At 72.1% G+C, this 14,240-nt stretch carries 8 protein-coding genes; 6 read left to right on the top strand and 2 right to left on the bottom strand.

Annotation, left to right across the window (positions count from 1 at the left end):
• Positions 1–28 precede the first annotated feature (28 nt).
• Both BLT25_RS07200 and BLT25_RS07195 read right to left on the bottom strand, forming a co-directional pair.
• The gene (locus tag BLT25_RS07200; RefSeq protein WP_091043708.1) at positions 29–1,636 is read right to left on the bottom strand and encodes a DHA2 family efflux MFS transporter permease subunit; all 1,608 of its coding nucleotides are present in this window, start codon (positions 1,634–1,636) and stop codon (positions 29–31) included.
• Between the two features lie 34 nt (positions 1,637–1,670).
• Positions 1,671–2,405: a molybdopterin-dependent oxidoreductase gene (locus tag BLT25_RS07195; protein WP_091043706.1), complete on the bottom strand. Its 735-nt coding sequence runs from the start codon at positions 2,403–2,405 to the stop codon at positions 1,671–1,673.
• Between the two features lie 108 nt (positions 2,406–2,513).
• On the opposite strand from BLT25_RS07195, the gene BLT25_RS07190 reads away from it, so the two are divergent.
• The 6 genes from BLT25_RS07190 (at position 2,514) to BLT25_RS07165 (ending at position 14,221) form a co-directional block, all read left to right on the top strand.
• Positions 2,514–5,213: a DEAD/DEAH box helicase gene (locus tag BLT25_RS07190; RefSeq protein ID WP_176883673.1), complete on the top strand. Its 2,700-nt coding sequence runs from the start codon at positions 2,514–2,516 to the stop codon at positions 5,211–5,213.
• 7 nt (positions 5,214–5,220) lie between these two features.
• Positions 5,221–5,907 carry an SWIM zinc finger family protein gene (locus tag BLT25_RS07185; RefSeq protein WP_091043701.1) on the top strand — a complete coding sequence of 229 codons (687 nt, stop codon included), beginning with the start codon at positions 5,221–5,223 and terminating at the stop codon, positions 5,905–5,907.
• Between the two features lie 34 nt (positions 5,908–5,941).
• A complete protein-coding gene (locus tag BLT25_RS07180) occupies positions 5,942–6,502 on the top strand; it encodes an SACE_7040 family transcriptional regulator (RefSeq protein WP_091043698.1) in 561 nt (186 codons plus the stop codon).
• Between the two features lie 93 nt (positions 6,503–6,595).
• Complete coding sequence (locus tag BLT25_RS07175; RefSeq protein ID WP_091043696.1) at positions 6,596–8,983, top strand: S8 family serine peptidase; 2,388 nt, start codon at positions 6,596–6,598, stop codon at positions 8,981–8,983.
• Complete coding sequence (locus BLT25_RS07170) at positions 8,911–10,788, top strand: FG-GAP repeat domain-containing protein (RefSeq protein ID WP_143033660.1); 1,878 nt, start codon at positions 8,911–8,913, stop codon at positions 10,786–10,788. Before BLT25_RS07175 ends, BLT25_RS07170 begins: the two co-directional genes overlap by 73 nt.
• Before the next feature lie 79 nt (positions 10,789–10,867).
• Positions 10,868–14,221, top strand: a complete 3,354-nt coding sequence (locus tag BLT25_RS07165) for an ATP-binding protein (RefSeq protein ID WP_218131256.1) — start codon at positions 10,868–10,870, stop codon at positions 14,219–14,221.
• The last annotated feature ends 19 nt before the right edge of the window (positions 14,222–14,240 follow it).

The following is a 14,240-nucleotide window of genomic DNA, read 5'->3' as shown; positions in this document are numbered from 1 at the left end:
GCAGCCCGGCCCTGCGTACGTAGGCGGATCAGTGGAGGACCGTGGGAGCGGCGGCTCCGTGCTCGGCCTTGCTCTTCGGCAGGAACCACGCGGGGATGAGCGTGACCAGCACCAGGATCGCGGCGATCACGAAGGTGGTCGAGAACGCCTCGGCCATCTCGGCCGGAATGGCCTGGAAGACCTCGGGCAGCTTCGCGGGGTCGAGACCCAGCGAAGCCGCGGCCTCGCCGACCTTCTGCTGGTTGGCCGGGTCGGCCATGAACGATTCCAGACCGCCGGTCGAGACCCCGAGCTTGTCGGCGAGGTCATCCGCGGCGGAGATCGAATCCTTGCTGGACAGCGCGTTGGTGAGCAGCACCGAGAAGAGCGCGGTGCCGGCGGAGGCGGCGACCTGCTGGACGATGTTCACCAGGGTCGTACCTCGGGCGATGGTGTGCTCGCGCAGCGTCGCCTGGGCGGCGGCGAAGGTCGGCATCATCGTGGCGCCCATGCCGAGGCCCATGATGAACAGCGACAGGAGGAGGTACCAGTAGGGCGTGGCCTCGTCGAGCCGCGAGAACATGAACATGCCCACCGCGATCGTGGTGAGACCGCTGAGGACGATCTTGCCCGGACCGGTGCGGTCCGCGAGCATGCCGGCGATCGGCATCGTGACCATCGCGCCCAGACCCTGCGGAGCCAGCAGCAGGCCGGCGTGGAGGGCGTCCTCGCCGCGTACCTGCTGGTAGTAGAGCGGGAAGAGCAGCGAGGCACCGAAGAACGCCATCGCGAAGATCGACAGGGTGATCACCGCGACGGTGAGTTCCTTGTTGCCGAAGAGGCGTACGTCGATCAGCGGGTGGTCGTTGCGGGACGACAGCGCCCACGGGATGAACGCGGCGATCAGCACCAGGCCCGCCACCATGAAGGAGAGCACCTTGGCGTCCAGGAACGTGCCGGCCTCGGGGATCGAGGAGACGCCGTAGAGGAACAGCGCCAGACCCGGGGACAGCAGCACCATGCCGAGGAAGTCGAAGGACTGCGACGGCTCGACGTGGTCCTTGGGCAGCGCCCGCCAGGCGTAGACCAGGGCGATGATGCCGATCGGGATGTTGATCAGGAAGATCCAGTGCCACGAGGCCGAGTCGATCAGCGCGCCGCCGATGATGGGGCCGAGGATCGGGCCGAGGAGCATGGGTACGCCCAGGATCGCCATCACGCGACCGACCCGCTCGGGGCCGGCGGCGCGGGTCAGGATCGTCATGCCGAGCGGCATCAGCATGCCGCCGCCGAGGCCCTGGAGGACGCGGAAGCCGACCAGCATCGGCAGCGTGGTGGCCAGGGCGCACAGCGCCGAGCCGAGCGCGAACAGCACGATCGCCGTCATGTAGAGGCGTTTGGTGCCGAACCGGTCGGCGGCCCAACCGGTCAGCGGGATCACCGTCGCCAGGGCGAGGGTGTAGCCCGTCATCGTCCAGGCGACCTCGGCAGAGGTGGCGTCGAACTCGCGCTGGAAGGTCTCCAGCGCGACGGAGACGACGGTGATGTCGAGGATCGACATGATCGATCCGAGCACGACGACGCCTGCGACGATGAGCACGCTCTTGTCGAGGTGATCGTCCGGCGCCTTCTCAGGCTTGGCAGAAATGTCTGTCACGGGTTGACAGCCTACGTGTGGGTTGATAGGTCCCCTAGCCATTATTTGCATTTGAATGGTGACCTGGCTCACCTGGCGTCTTGCCGCGGCGAGCGGCCGCGGCGAGCATGACGGTCTTGATCGCTCGGTAGACCGGGCGGATCACCCGACCGGGCACCATGCCGTGGCGCTCCTCCTCCCAGACCCGCGCCCGCGGGTGGGACTGGAGCAGCCGGTCCACCAGCGCCGGTGAGCCTGCCGGCGGCGGGCCGGCGAGCACGTCGATCCGGCACACGTGCTTAATGTTGGCGTACCCGTACTGGGCCGGGTTGACCAGTCGCAGCGGGGCGCCGTGATCGCCGTCGAGCGGCTGGCCGCCGAGCCGGTCGGCGAGCAGTACGTCGTCGGCCAGGAGATCGTCCAGCTGGGCCACGAAGTGCTCGCCATCGAGGCCGCGGACCAGCACGTGAGTCACGGTCGTGCCCGGTGTGAGGGCCGGTGCGACGTACCGCCGATAGACGTCGGCGAAGGCGGCGCCCTCCCAGTGCAGGTCGGTCACCGACCAGCCGGCGACGCAGTGGAAGTCGGCGTCGAGCTCGCGACGATCGGCGCCGACGAGCTCGTCCACGGCGATCTCCAGCGGTGTCGTGAGCGCGCCACCGAAGACGACTGTCGGCTGCGCGCCCACCTCGGGTGGGGGTTGGTCGACACGTCGTCCGAAGCGCGGGAAGAAGTCGATGCGCCGCTGCCCGGGCGGGAGAGCGGTGCGGGGCTGGGTGGACTCGGTCATGTCAGCCACCGTGGCAGGGCCCCGGCATGGCACGCCTCAACCTTCGGGCGCGATGCCCTCATCCTCGAGGATGAGAAACCGTCGGTGCTGGCGGCTACGGTCGTGTCCATGTCCTTCGTACCCGTGACCGGCCGCGCGGTCTTCCGCCCGGCGCAGCCGCCGCGGGACTCGGCCGTGGAGTTCGTGGACTCCCGGCGGTCGGTGTCGTTGCCGATGCGGGCCGCGCTGCCGGTCCTGAAGAAGGCGTACGCAGCCTCCGACCTGCATCCCTCGGTCGCCCTGGTCGCGTCGGCAGCCCATCTCGGGCTCCGGTTCGTGGCCGCGGGACAGCTGGAGCCCGCCGATGGTTCGTGGGCGGTCCGCTACACGCCGGAGGACGAGGAGCGGGTGCGGCTGCTTGCCTCCTCGCGCGCCTATGACGACCTGGACGGTCAGGCGGCCGAGCTCCTGGTGCGCGAGGTCGTGGCGGCGGTCGCGGACGCGGTGCCGACCTCGGCGCCGAAGGCATCCGGTTCGGGCGCGTTCCGGGAGTCGTTGCAGACCCGGTTGGCGCGCTACCGGACCGATGAGGGACCGGTGACGGCCTCGTTGCCGTCGTTGGTGCGGCTCTCCTTCCGGGTCGAGGCGCCGGAGGAGGACCTGCTCGCCGGGTTGCTGACGCTGGTGCCGCAGGTGCACGACGAGGCCGACCCGCTGCACGTGGCCGATGCGGCTCGGTTGTGGGACGAGGCCGACGACCACGGGTTCGGCCCCCGGGCGCGTACGCATGCGCAGGTCGCCCTCCGCGGCGCCGCAGAGGCGTGGCCGGTGCTCGACCGGCTGCTCGACCTGCCGGTGCCCTCGTCCCTGACCCTGGCGAGCGACGAGGTCGTCGGCCTGCTCGAGGACGGGGTCGAGTGGCTCAAGGAGCGCGGCGTCGACGTGCTCTGGCCGCGCTCGCTGTCGCGCGACCTGACGACGTCGGTGGCAGTGGATCGAGTGAGGTCCTCGTCGACCGACGCGCGAGAGGATCTGATGCGCGAGTCGCCACTCGGGGAGAAGGGGCTCTTCGCGTTCCAGTGGCAGCTCGCGCTCGGCGGAGAGCCGCTCGATGCCGCCGAGATGGATGCCCTGGCTGCGGCCGCGGGTCCGGTGCTGCGGCTGCGAGGGGCCTGGGCGGTCGTCCATCCGTCGGTTCTCCGGCGTGCGCGCAAGCGGCTGCTCAAGCGGATCAGCGGCGGAGAGGCGCTGGCCGTCGCCCTGACCGGCCAGGTGCCGAAGGAGGTCGCCGAGGCGGCGCCTGGCGAGCAGGTCATCATCGGGGCCTCGATCGCACGGCTTCGCGACGAGGTGATCGCGGCGACCTCGGGTCCCGCCGTCGAGGTGCCGGCCGAGCTGCAGGCCACTATGCGTGGCTATCAGGTCGAGGGACTGACCTGGCTGGCCGGGATCACCTCGCTCGGGCTCGGTGGCTGTCTGGCCGACGACATGGGGCTCGGGAAGACGCTGATGACGATCGCGCTCCACCTCCATCGGCAGAAGGAGCATGCTGGGCCGACCCTGGTGGTCTGCCCGGCGAGTCTGCTGGGCAACTGGGAGGCCGAGCTCGCCCGGTTCGCGCCCGAGGTGGAGGTGCGTCGCCACCACGGCGCCGAGCGCGACGTCGAGGGCGCGAGCGGGGTGGTGCTGACGACGTACGGGACGATGCGGCGCGACGCCGAGCTGCTCTCGGCGGTGCCCTGGGGGCTCGTCGTCGCCGACGAGGCGCAGCACGTGAAGAACGCCGCCTCCGCGACCGCGAAGGCGCTCCGCGAGATCCCGTCGCACGCCCGGGTCGCGCTGACCGGCACCCCGGTGGAGAACAACCTGACCGAGCTGTGGGCGCTGCTCGACTGGTGCGTCCCCGGTCTGCTGGGGAGCCGGCTGGCCTTCCGGCGCGCCTGGGCGAGCCAGATCGAGGCCGGTGCCGACGTCGGGAAGGCGAAGGAGTTCGCCGCGCTGGTCGGCCCGTTCCTGCTGCGACGCCGCAAGTCGGACCCGGGGGTGGCTCCCGAGCTGCCGCCCAAGACCGAGACCGACCACCTGCTGTCGCTGACGCGGGAGCAGACGGTGCTCTACGAGGCCTACGTGCGCGACGCGATGGCCCGGATCGAGCGGCTCGACGCCGACGACCCGCAGCGCCGCGGGCTGGTGCTCAGCCTGCTCACCGGCCTCAAGCAGATCTGCAACCATCCGGCGCAGTTCTTGAAGCAGGAGGGTGGGCGGATCGCGGGGCGGTCGCAGAAGATCGACCTCCTCGACGAGCTGGTCTCGACCGTGCTCGCCGAGGAGGGAGCTGTCCTGATCTTCACGCAGTACGTCGCGATGGCCCGCCTCCTCGAGGCCCACTGGGCCTCCGCGGGTGTCGCCCATCAGTTCCTGCACGGCGGCACCCCGGTCCCGGAGCGCTCACGGATGGTCGAACGCTTCCAGGGCGGCGAGGTGCCGGTCTTCATGCTCTCGCTCAAGGCCGGCGGGGTCGGGCTCAACCTGACCCGTGCCGACCACGTGATCCACGTCGACCGCTGGTGGAACCCGGCAGTCGAGGACCAGGCCACCGATCGTGCCCATCGCATCGGCCAGACGCGTACGGTCCAGGTGCACCGGCTCATCACCCAAGGCACCGTCGAGGAGCGCGTCGCAGAGCTGCTGCAGCGCAAACGAGTGCTGGCGGACGCGGTCCTCGGAGGCGGCGAGGCCGCCCTGACCGAGCTCTCCAACGCCGAGCTCCGCGAGCTGGTCAAGCTCGGCCCCCAGAAGCGCCGGAAACGTCGCCGGATCGCCTCATGAGCACGCGATGAGCGCGGCGCTGACCTTCCCCCGCGAGCCGCACCGGCGCGGGATGGTGCGGGTCGAGTCGTGGTGGGGTCGAGCGTTCCTGCGGGCGATCGAGGAGCTGGCGTACGACGACAACCAGCTCTCCGGCGCTCGTTCGCTCGCCCGCTCGGGGCGGATCGGTGGCCTGGTCGTCGAGCCGGGCCGGTTTGCCGCCGCGGTCGACGACGAGCGCGGACTGTGGACCGTGACCGGCACGGTGCCGGTCCTGGACGAAGACTCCGTCGCCGCGCTCGCGGAGGTTCTCGGTGCCTCGCCCGAGCGGGCCGAGGCGCTCCTGGTCGGCGAGCTGCCACTGGACGTGGCCGAGCACGCCGAGGAGGCCGGGATCGAGCTGGTGCCCTACGGCGACGAGCTCGCGGTGACCTGCACCTGCGGGCACTGGCATGCGGCGTGCGGCCACTCGCTCGCGGTGCTGCACCAGCTCTGCTGGATCGTCGATCGCGACGCGTCCGCACTGCTCCATCTGCGTGGCGCGGAACGTGACGAGCTGCTGGGGCGCCTGCGCAGCGGGCTGCGTCAGGATCGCCCGGCAGGGCCGGCCGCCGCCGCGATCGCTGTCGCCGGCGAGTCGACGCGAGACCAGGTCGACGACGTCGAGATCGCGCTCGACGCCGTGCTCCGGGCACGCCACCTGCTCGAGGAGTGAGATGCCTCCGGAGCCCGCGCGATAACCTCGTGCAATGACCTCGGCCCCGACGAAGACCAGGCGCGAGCAGATCCTGGACACCGCAGCCGAGCTCTTCGCGGCCCGCGGCTTCCACGGCGTCTCCGTCTCCGAGCTCGGCGCCGCCTGCGGCATCTCCGGCCCGGCGCTCTACAAGCACTTCCCCAGCAAGGACGCGATGCTCGCCGAGATGCTCGTCTCGATCTCCCAGGAGCTGCTCCGCGAAGGGCGTACTCGGGTGAAGGGCGCGTCGAGCACCGCCGAGGCCATCGAGGCGCTGATCGACTGGCACGTCGACTTCGCCCTGCGCGACCGGGCCCTGATCGTCGTCCAGGAGCGCGACTGGCAGTCGCTCCCGCACGAGGCGCGCGAGCAGGTGCGCACCCTGCAGCGGAAGTACGTCGACCTCTGGGCCGACCAGCTCCGCGACCGCAACCCGGGCCTGACCCCCGACACCGCGAGGGCCATGGCCCACGGCGTCTTCGGGCTGATCAACTCCACCCCGCACAACCGGGTTCTCCCCGAGGAGGACACCCGTGGTGTGCTCGTGAGGATGGCGCGCGCCGCTCTGGTCTGATCGCATCATCACGGCGGCCGAATCGCAGTAATACCTCGGTAACGGCCGGTTCGTAGCGTCGCGGGTGCCCACCCCACCCCGAGGAGCACCCTGATGCGCTTGACCCGATCATCCCGTCGACGGCGGTTCGCGCCGCTAGCGCTGGCGACCACCGCCGCTGCCGCGTTGCTGACAGGGCCGGCCCTCTCCGCCACGGCGGTGGCCGCGCCCTCCGTAGCCGGCATCGCCTCCGCCGACACGGCCGCGGTCGAGATCGACCCCGCCCTGGAGAAGGCTGTCGCCGACGGCGGCGAAGCCACGTTCTTCGTCGTCCTGAAGGCCAAGGCCGACCTGGCGCAGGGCCGCGCCAAGAAGGACAAGAACGCCAAGGCGAAGGCGACGTACGGCGCGCTGCGCTCCGAGGCCAACCGGACCCAGAAGACGCTGACCTCCTATCTCGACGCGAAGAAGGTCGGCCACGAGGACTTCTGGATCACCAACTCCGTGCTGGTCACCGGCGACGAGGCGCTCGTCGAGGACTTGGCGAAGCGCCACGACGTGGCCGAGCTGGTCCAGGAGAAGCACTACGCCGTGGACGTTCCGGAGGGCGAGAACGCCATCACCGAGGACGCCACGACCGCCTCCCTCGAGTGGGGCATCACCGCGGTCAAGGCCGATCAGGTGTGGTCGCAGCACGCGGACCGCGGTGAGGGCGTCGTGATCGCCAACGTCGACTCCGGTGTGCAGTACGACCACCCGGCGCTCGTGGGTTCCTACCGCGGCAACGACGGCAACGGCGCGTTCACGCACGACTACAACTTCTACGACGCCACCGGGACGTGCACCGATGGTGTCCCGTGCGACAACAACGGCCACGGCACCCACACGATGGGCACCATGGTCGGCGCCGACGGGATCGGCGTCGCTCCCGGCGCCACCTGGATGGCGGCGAAGGGCTGCGAGGCCCGCGAGTGCTCGGACTCCTCGCTCCTCAAGGCCGGCCAGTGGATCCTGGCCCCGACGGACAGCAACGGCCAGAACCCGCGTCCCGAGCTCGCGCCGGACATCGTCAACAACTCCTGGGGCGGCGGCCACACGACCTTCTACCAGAGCACCGTCGAGGCGTGGACCGCCGCAGGGATCTTCCACACCTTCTCCGCCGGCAACTCGGGCAACGGGGTGACGTGCTCGACCGCTGAGGCGCCGGGCTCCCAGGCGACGTCCTACGCCGTCGGTGCGTTCGACATCAACGGCAAGATCTCGAACTTCTCCGGCTTCGGCCCGTCGCTGGTCGACGGCTCGATGGTGCCGAGCATCGCCGCTCCCGGTGTCGACGTCCGCTCCACCTGGCCGGGCTCGTCGTACAACACGATCTCCGGTACGTCGATGGCGGCGCCGCACGTCGCCGGCGCCGCTGCGCTGATCATGGCCGCAGCCCCGTCGCTCGTCGGTGACATCCAGGGCGTCCAGGCGCTCCTGAACGATGGCGCGACCGACGTCGACGACACGCATTGCGGCGGCACGGCCGACGCCAACAACGTCTGGGGCGAGGGCAAGCTGAACGTGCTCGCCTCGGTCGAGGCCGCCCCGAAGCAGGCCGGCACGGTCACCGGCACCGTCACCGACCAGGCGACCGGCGCACCGCTGTCCGGCGTCACCGTCGACATCGCCGGCACTTCGCCTCGCACGGTGAAGACCGGTTCCGACGGCGGCTACCGGGTCCACCTGCTGCCCGGCACCTATGCCTTCACGCTCCGCGGCTACGGCTACGCGACCCGCACACTCGCGGACGTCGAGCTTGCGGACGACCAGGTTCTCACCCAGGACGTGTCCCTCACGGCCGTCCCGGTCCACGCAGTGACCGGTACGGTGCTCGACGTCGTGGGTGAGCCGCTCGCCGGCGTCAGGGTCGCGGTCACGGGTACGCCCGTGGCGGCTGTGACCACTGACGCCGGCGGCGGGTTCACACTTCCCGAGGTCGCCGAGGGCGACTACACGCTGACCGCGTCGCCGGCCGAGCCCGTCCTGTGCAACGGCGCGTACGCCGCGAAGCTGACCATCGACGGTGACGAGAACACCACGGTCCGGCTGCCTGCCCGCACCGACCGTTCGGGACACTCCTGCGCGCCGACCACCTACGCGTGGGTCGCGGGCAAGAACCGGGTCGCGCTCTCCGGTGACGAGGACGCCACGACGGTCGCGCTGCCGTTCCCCGTGGACTTCTACGGCGTGACGTACAACAACGTCGCGGTGACCACCAACGGCCTGCTGAACTTCCTGTCCCCGCGCGTCGGTGACTACGCCAACGACGCGCTGCCGTCGAACGCAGTGCCCAACGGGATCGTTGCCGCGTACTGGGACGACCTGGCGCTCGACAAGAAGTCCACGGTCATGACCGCACCCTGGTGCTCGACGTCGCCGACGGATCCGTGCGGTGGCAGTCGGACAGCGACCTGTACGTCCGCCAGCTCCACCTCGACGCGGGCCGCGCCCAGCTGGTGACCATCGAGCAGTCCGACCCCACGGACGGGGTGCGCTACCAGGTCGCGTCCTATGCTCTCGCCGACGGCGAGCGCACCACGCACGACACCCGGATCAACGCGTTCCCGACGGCGATGACGGTCGGCGACCTGGGTGCCGGCGGCGGCGTCGAGTACGCCGTCGCCGAGTCGACGCTGGCACCGAACACGTCGATCAACGCGTCCACGGTCCGGGTGCTCGACGGCAGGGACCCGGCAGTGGCGCTCTGGTCGCGCACGACCAAGCGGGCCGCCGACAACGAGCGCAACGGCGCCAGCACCTGGGAGCTGTCGATCGTGGACGGCACCCTGATCGCGTCCGCGCAGGACGACACCGGCAGCAACGGTGCGGAGAACCTCAGCGGTCTGCAGTACGGCGCACTGACCGCGTTCAGCGGCAGCGGCAAGGTGCGCTGGCGCCTCGACGGTCTGGCGGCCTCGCCGCTGGACCACGAGGTCGTCCGCTCCGGACGCAGCACGCTGGTGCGTACGGTCGACCTGCAGCAGAACGTCCACACCTACTCCCTGGGCAACGGCAAGGAGTCGGCCCTGACGCCGCTGCGCGGCGACCTGGCGTATGCGCAGGACGTCGACGTGGACGGCGACGGCCGTCAGGACGTCGTCGCCGGCGGGACCTCGCGCGGTGTCTGGGCCTGGTCCGGCACGTCGCTCAAGAGCGGCGAGCCGCGGGAGCTGTGGCAGGCCACGGTGCCCGGCCAGGTGCACCGGATCGAGACCGGTGACGTCGACGGCGACGGCGAGGCCGAGATCGTGGTCGCTGCCGACACCGCCACCGCGGTGCTCGACGCCGCCACCGGCGAGGTCGAGGCCACCATCGACGGCGGCGGCCAGTACGTCCGCTCCGTCACCGTGGCCGATGTGAACGGCGACGACGCCGCCGAGATCCTCGTGCCCACCGACGCCCTGCGGGTCTACCGTGGCGACGGCAGCGCGCTCTGGACGTACGCGGCGCCCGCCGGTGACGGCGACGTCGTCTTCTCCGACACCGTGGTCGCGGACGGCCGGGTGCACACCCAGTACGGCAGCGTCAACGGGCTGCAGCGCGGCGACGCGACGCAGCAGGCGGTCGCGCTCGACGGCACCGGCACCGCGGTGTGGGCGATCAAGCCCGACGTACCTGAGATCGCCGACGGCGGCCGGATGCACGGCGCGCTGCTCGACCGAGCGGTCTTCGCCTCCCCGGAGATCCCGTACGCCGACGGCCACGCCGTCGTCCACACCTGGCTCATCCTCAGCACGACGCCCGGGCTTCCGGGCACCGCGGTCACGCCGCACGTGGTCATCGAGATCCGGGACGGGCGCACCGGCGAGCTGCTGCACCAGTACATCGGCGGCAGCCCGTGGTCCCACGACAACTACTTCACCCACGACGAGGTGCTCTACCAGCTCAGCTTCGGCACCCTGCACGGCTTCGCCGCGGACGGCGTCGAGACGTACAGCTCGGTGATCGCCCCGCTGCGCTCCCTCGAGGTCGGGACCGGCCCCGGTGGGCGAGAGCTCCTGCTCGGCGGTGTCGACGGTGGTGTGGGTGCCTGGGACCCGTCGGTGCTGACCTCCGGCTGGTCGTTCCAGTACGGCGTGGGCAGCGGCTCCCAGCCCGGCGGCCGGAACCACCTCGTCGCCGACCTGGACGGCGACGGCGTCGACGAGATGGTGTCGCTGAACTACGACGACTTCGGGGTCAACCGGACCGCCACGCTCGTCGGCGGCGGGTTCTTCGGCCAGGACAACGCGATCCACCGGATGGCGACGTACTCCCTGTCCTGATCTACGCCTGAGAGCATCCCGCCCCGCAGTCCGCTGCGGGGCGGGACTCGGCCGTCCTGGGGCCGCGGCGGGGTTTAGAGTGGCCGCACCGATGGACGAGCGGCACCACCCCCTGGCACCTCTGCTGCGGCTCCACCTTCTCGACGGGTTCAGGGTCACACGCGACGGCGGCCCTGCCCTCCCGGAGAAGTGGCCGCGGCCGAGCGCGCGCGCCCTCGTCAAGCTCCTCGCGGTGACGCCGGACCACCGGCTGCACCGGGAGCAGGTCATGGAGATCTGCTGGCCCGGCATCGACGCGCAGGCCGCCCTCGGCAGCCTGCGCGTCGCTCTGCACGCCGCCCGCCGCGCACTCGAGCCGGAGCTCGCGCCGCGGGCGGCCTCCTCGTACCTGGTGGCCGACGGACCGATGCTCGCGCTCGCCCCGGAGACCGTGTGGATCGACGTCGACCACGCCGAGGAGGCGGCGTCGGCCGCGCTCGATCGGGCTGGAGCCGACGAAGCCACCGAGCTCGCCCGTGCGCTGGCGCTCTTCACCGGAGAGCTGCTGCCGGAGGACCGGTACGAGGTGTGGGCCGAGTCGCGACGGGCGCGGGTCGCCGAGCTGCGCGACCGGCTCCGGCTGCGGCTGGCGACGGTCCGGTTGGAGGCCGGTGAGCCCCGCGACGCGGTGGCGCTGGCCGAGCAGGTCCTGGCCGGCAGCCCGGCCGACGAGTCCGCCCATCGGATCGTGATCGAGGCAGCGCTGCGCCAGGGGCTGCGGCGGCGCGCGGTCGCGCAGTATCACCGGTGCCGCCGGGCCATGGACACTGAGCTCGGCGTACGTCCTGGCCCGGAGATCGAACGGCTGCATCGCGAGGCGCTCACCGAAGCGCCGGCCCGGGTCCCGGCCGCGCCCGGCCTGCCCGCACCTGTCCAGGCGGCCGTCGCCGCGCCGTTGCGGGGTCGCGAGGAGGTGCTGGAACGTCTCGCCGGCCCCGGCAGGCCGCCTGTCGTGCTGCTCACCGGTGAGGCCGGGGTGGGCAAGACCCGGCTCGCGGCCGAGGCCGCGGCCCGGGCAGCGGCCTCGGGAGCCGCGGTCCTGTGGGGCGTCGGGCGGGAGCCGGGCGGCGGAGCTCCCTACGGGATGCTTGCCGAAGCCCTCGACCGGTGGTTCGCCGGATGCGACGGTGCCGAGCGCGCCGACGTCGGCGCGGAGTACCCGGAGCTGGCGGCCCTGCTGCCCTCCTTGGGCCAGGTGCCCGCCGACGGCGAACGCACGCCGGAGGAGGAGCGCGACGGACTCTTCCGGGCGGGCGCACTCGTGCTCGGTGCGCTCGCCGCCGAGCGGCCCGTGCTGGTGGTGCTCGACGACCTGCAGGCCGGCGATGCCGGTACGTTCCGGCTGCTCGGCCACCTGGCCCGGCACGCCGCCGACCGCGGGACCGCGCTCGGGTTCCTGGCGACGTACCGGGCCGAGGAGCTTCCCGACGGCGACCCGCGCCGGAAGGTCATCGCCTCCTTGGTGCGGCAGGGCCTGTGCACGTCGGAGTGGCTCGACGGGCTGGACGAGGAGGCGTGCGTCGCCATGGTCCGCGACGCCGTTCCGCCCGGCGACCGGGACGAGGACGCGCTCCGGCGGACATGGCGGCTCTCCCGCGGCAACCCGCTGTTCGCGCTCGAGCTGGCCCGCGGAGCGGGCAGCGGTACGCCGGGCGGACCCGACCCGCGGGGAGCGAGCGGAGTCGGGCAGGTCGTCGGCCTGCGCCTGGACCGGCTCGATCTGGACACCCGGCGGATCGTAGAGGCGATCGCCGTCGCCGGCGGGGAGGCGGCACTGACCGAGCTGGTCGACGTCGCCCGTCATGGCCTGGAGCCGCCGGTCGCCGGCAGCTCCGTCGCCGACGCCGTCGAGCGCGCGATCGCGGCATCGCTCATCGAGGAGCGTCAGGTCGTGGTGTCGGGGCACGGGGAGGCCGGGCTGGCGTTCCGCCACCCGGTGGTGCGGCTGACCTGCTACGAGCGGCTCAGCGGGGTCCGCCGCCGGCAGCTGCACGCCGCGGTCGCCGAGGCCGTGCTGCGCCGGAGACCCGACGCGGTCGACACGCTCGCGGTCCACTTCACCCGCGCCGATGACCCCCGTGCGGGGGAATACCTGCGTCGGGCCGCCGAGCGCGCTGCCGCCCTCTATGCCAATGACGCGGCCGACCGCTACTACCGCGACCTGGTGAACCGGCTCGACGTGGACGCGGCCCGGGCACGGCTCGCGCACGGCCACGTGCTCTACCGGATGGGTCAGTTCGGCCGCGCGGCGGAGACGCTGCGCCTGGCGATCGACGAGCTCGGCCGTCGCGGGGAGGAGTCCGAGTGCGTGCTCGGGACCGCGCTCCTGGCGGAGACGCTGCTGCGGATGGGCGAGGTCACCGGCGCCGCCGAGGCGCTGCGGGCTCACCCGCCGGGTGCCGACGCCGCGCCCGAGGCGGCGGCGAACCACGCGCTCGCCTGGTCCATCCTGCTGCGCCTGCAGGGCCGCTACGCCGAGGGTCACGACGCCGCACAGCGCGCCCTGAGCGCCGCGGAGGAGGTGCCCGGCTCCGCCCGGTACGGCCTGGTCGCTCGGGCCAACGCGAGCCAGGCGAGCAACCTCGGCCTGGCCGGCCGCTTCGCCGAGTCTCGCGCGGCGGCGGACCGGGCGCTGGCCCCGGCGGAGGCCTACGGCGAGCCGACCCTCCTCGGCGCTGTCCTGTCGACGCTGCGTGAGAACGCCCGGCGGCACGGGCGGTTGCGACGCGCCGTCGAGTTCGGCGACCGCGCGCTCGAGCTCGCCCTGCGCTCCGGTGACCCGTCCTCGGCCGCGTTCGAACGCGCCAACCTCTCCGAGATCCGGCTGCTGCTCGACGAGGGCGACGCCGCGCAGGACCTGGCCGAGAAGGCCGTGTCCGCCGCCGAGTGGGAGGAGACCTGGTGTCTGCCGTACGCCCTCGCGGCGCTCGCGGCGGTTCGCTCCGAGGCGGGCAGGCACGTCGATGCCGCCGAGCTGCTTGCCCGGGCCGAGGAAGCCGTCACCACGGCTGGTGACCTTCAGGCTCGCCAGGTGGTGCGAACGGCGCTCGCCGAGCATCACCTCGCCACGGGAGAACCCGACGCCGCGCTGGCGATCATGGCAGAGACCACGGACGGTCCCGTGCTCGTGGCGCGGGCACAGCTCGCTGCCGGGCGTATCGACGAGGCGTACCGGGTGGCAGCGGCCGAGGTCGACCGAGCCCGCGAAGGCGGTGAACACCTCGACGAGGTCGACGCCACGGTGGTGCTCGCCCTGGCGATGTCGCGCCTCGGGCGTGCCGCCGAGGCGGTGGATCTGGTGGCCGCCGCCGAGGGGCTGGCCGAGGAGCTGCCCTACCCGGCCGGCCTCCGACGGGTCGTCGAGGCGAGGCAGGCTCTTGTCACCGCAGGTTAATAACCGTTAACCTCGACCC

Origin of the sequence: Nocardioides sp. YR527 (genome assembly GCF_900101045.1) — a bacterium.
GTDB lineage: Bacteria > Actinomycetota > Actinomycetes > Propionibacteriales > Nocardioidaceae > Nocardioides.
This window is presented reverse-complemented; position numbering and strand designations above follow the sequence as displayed.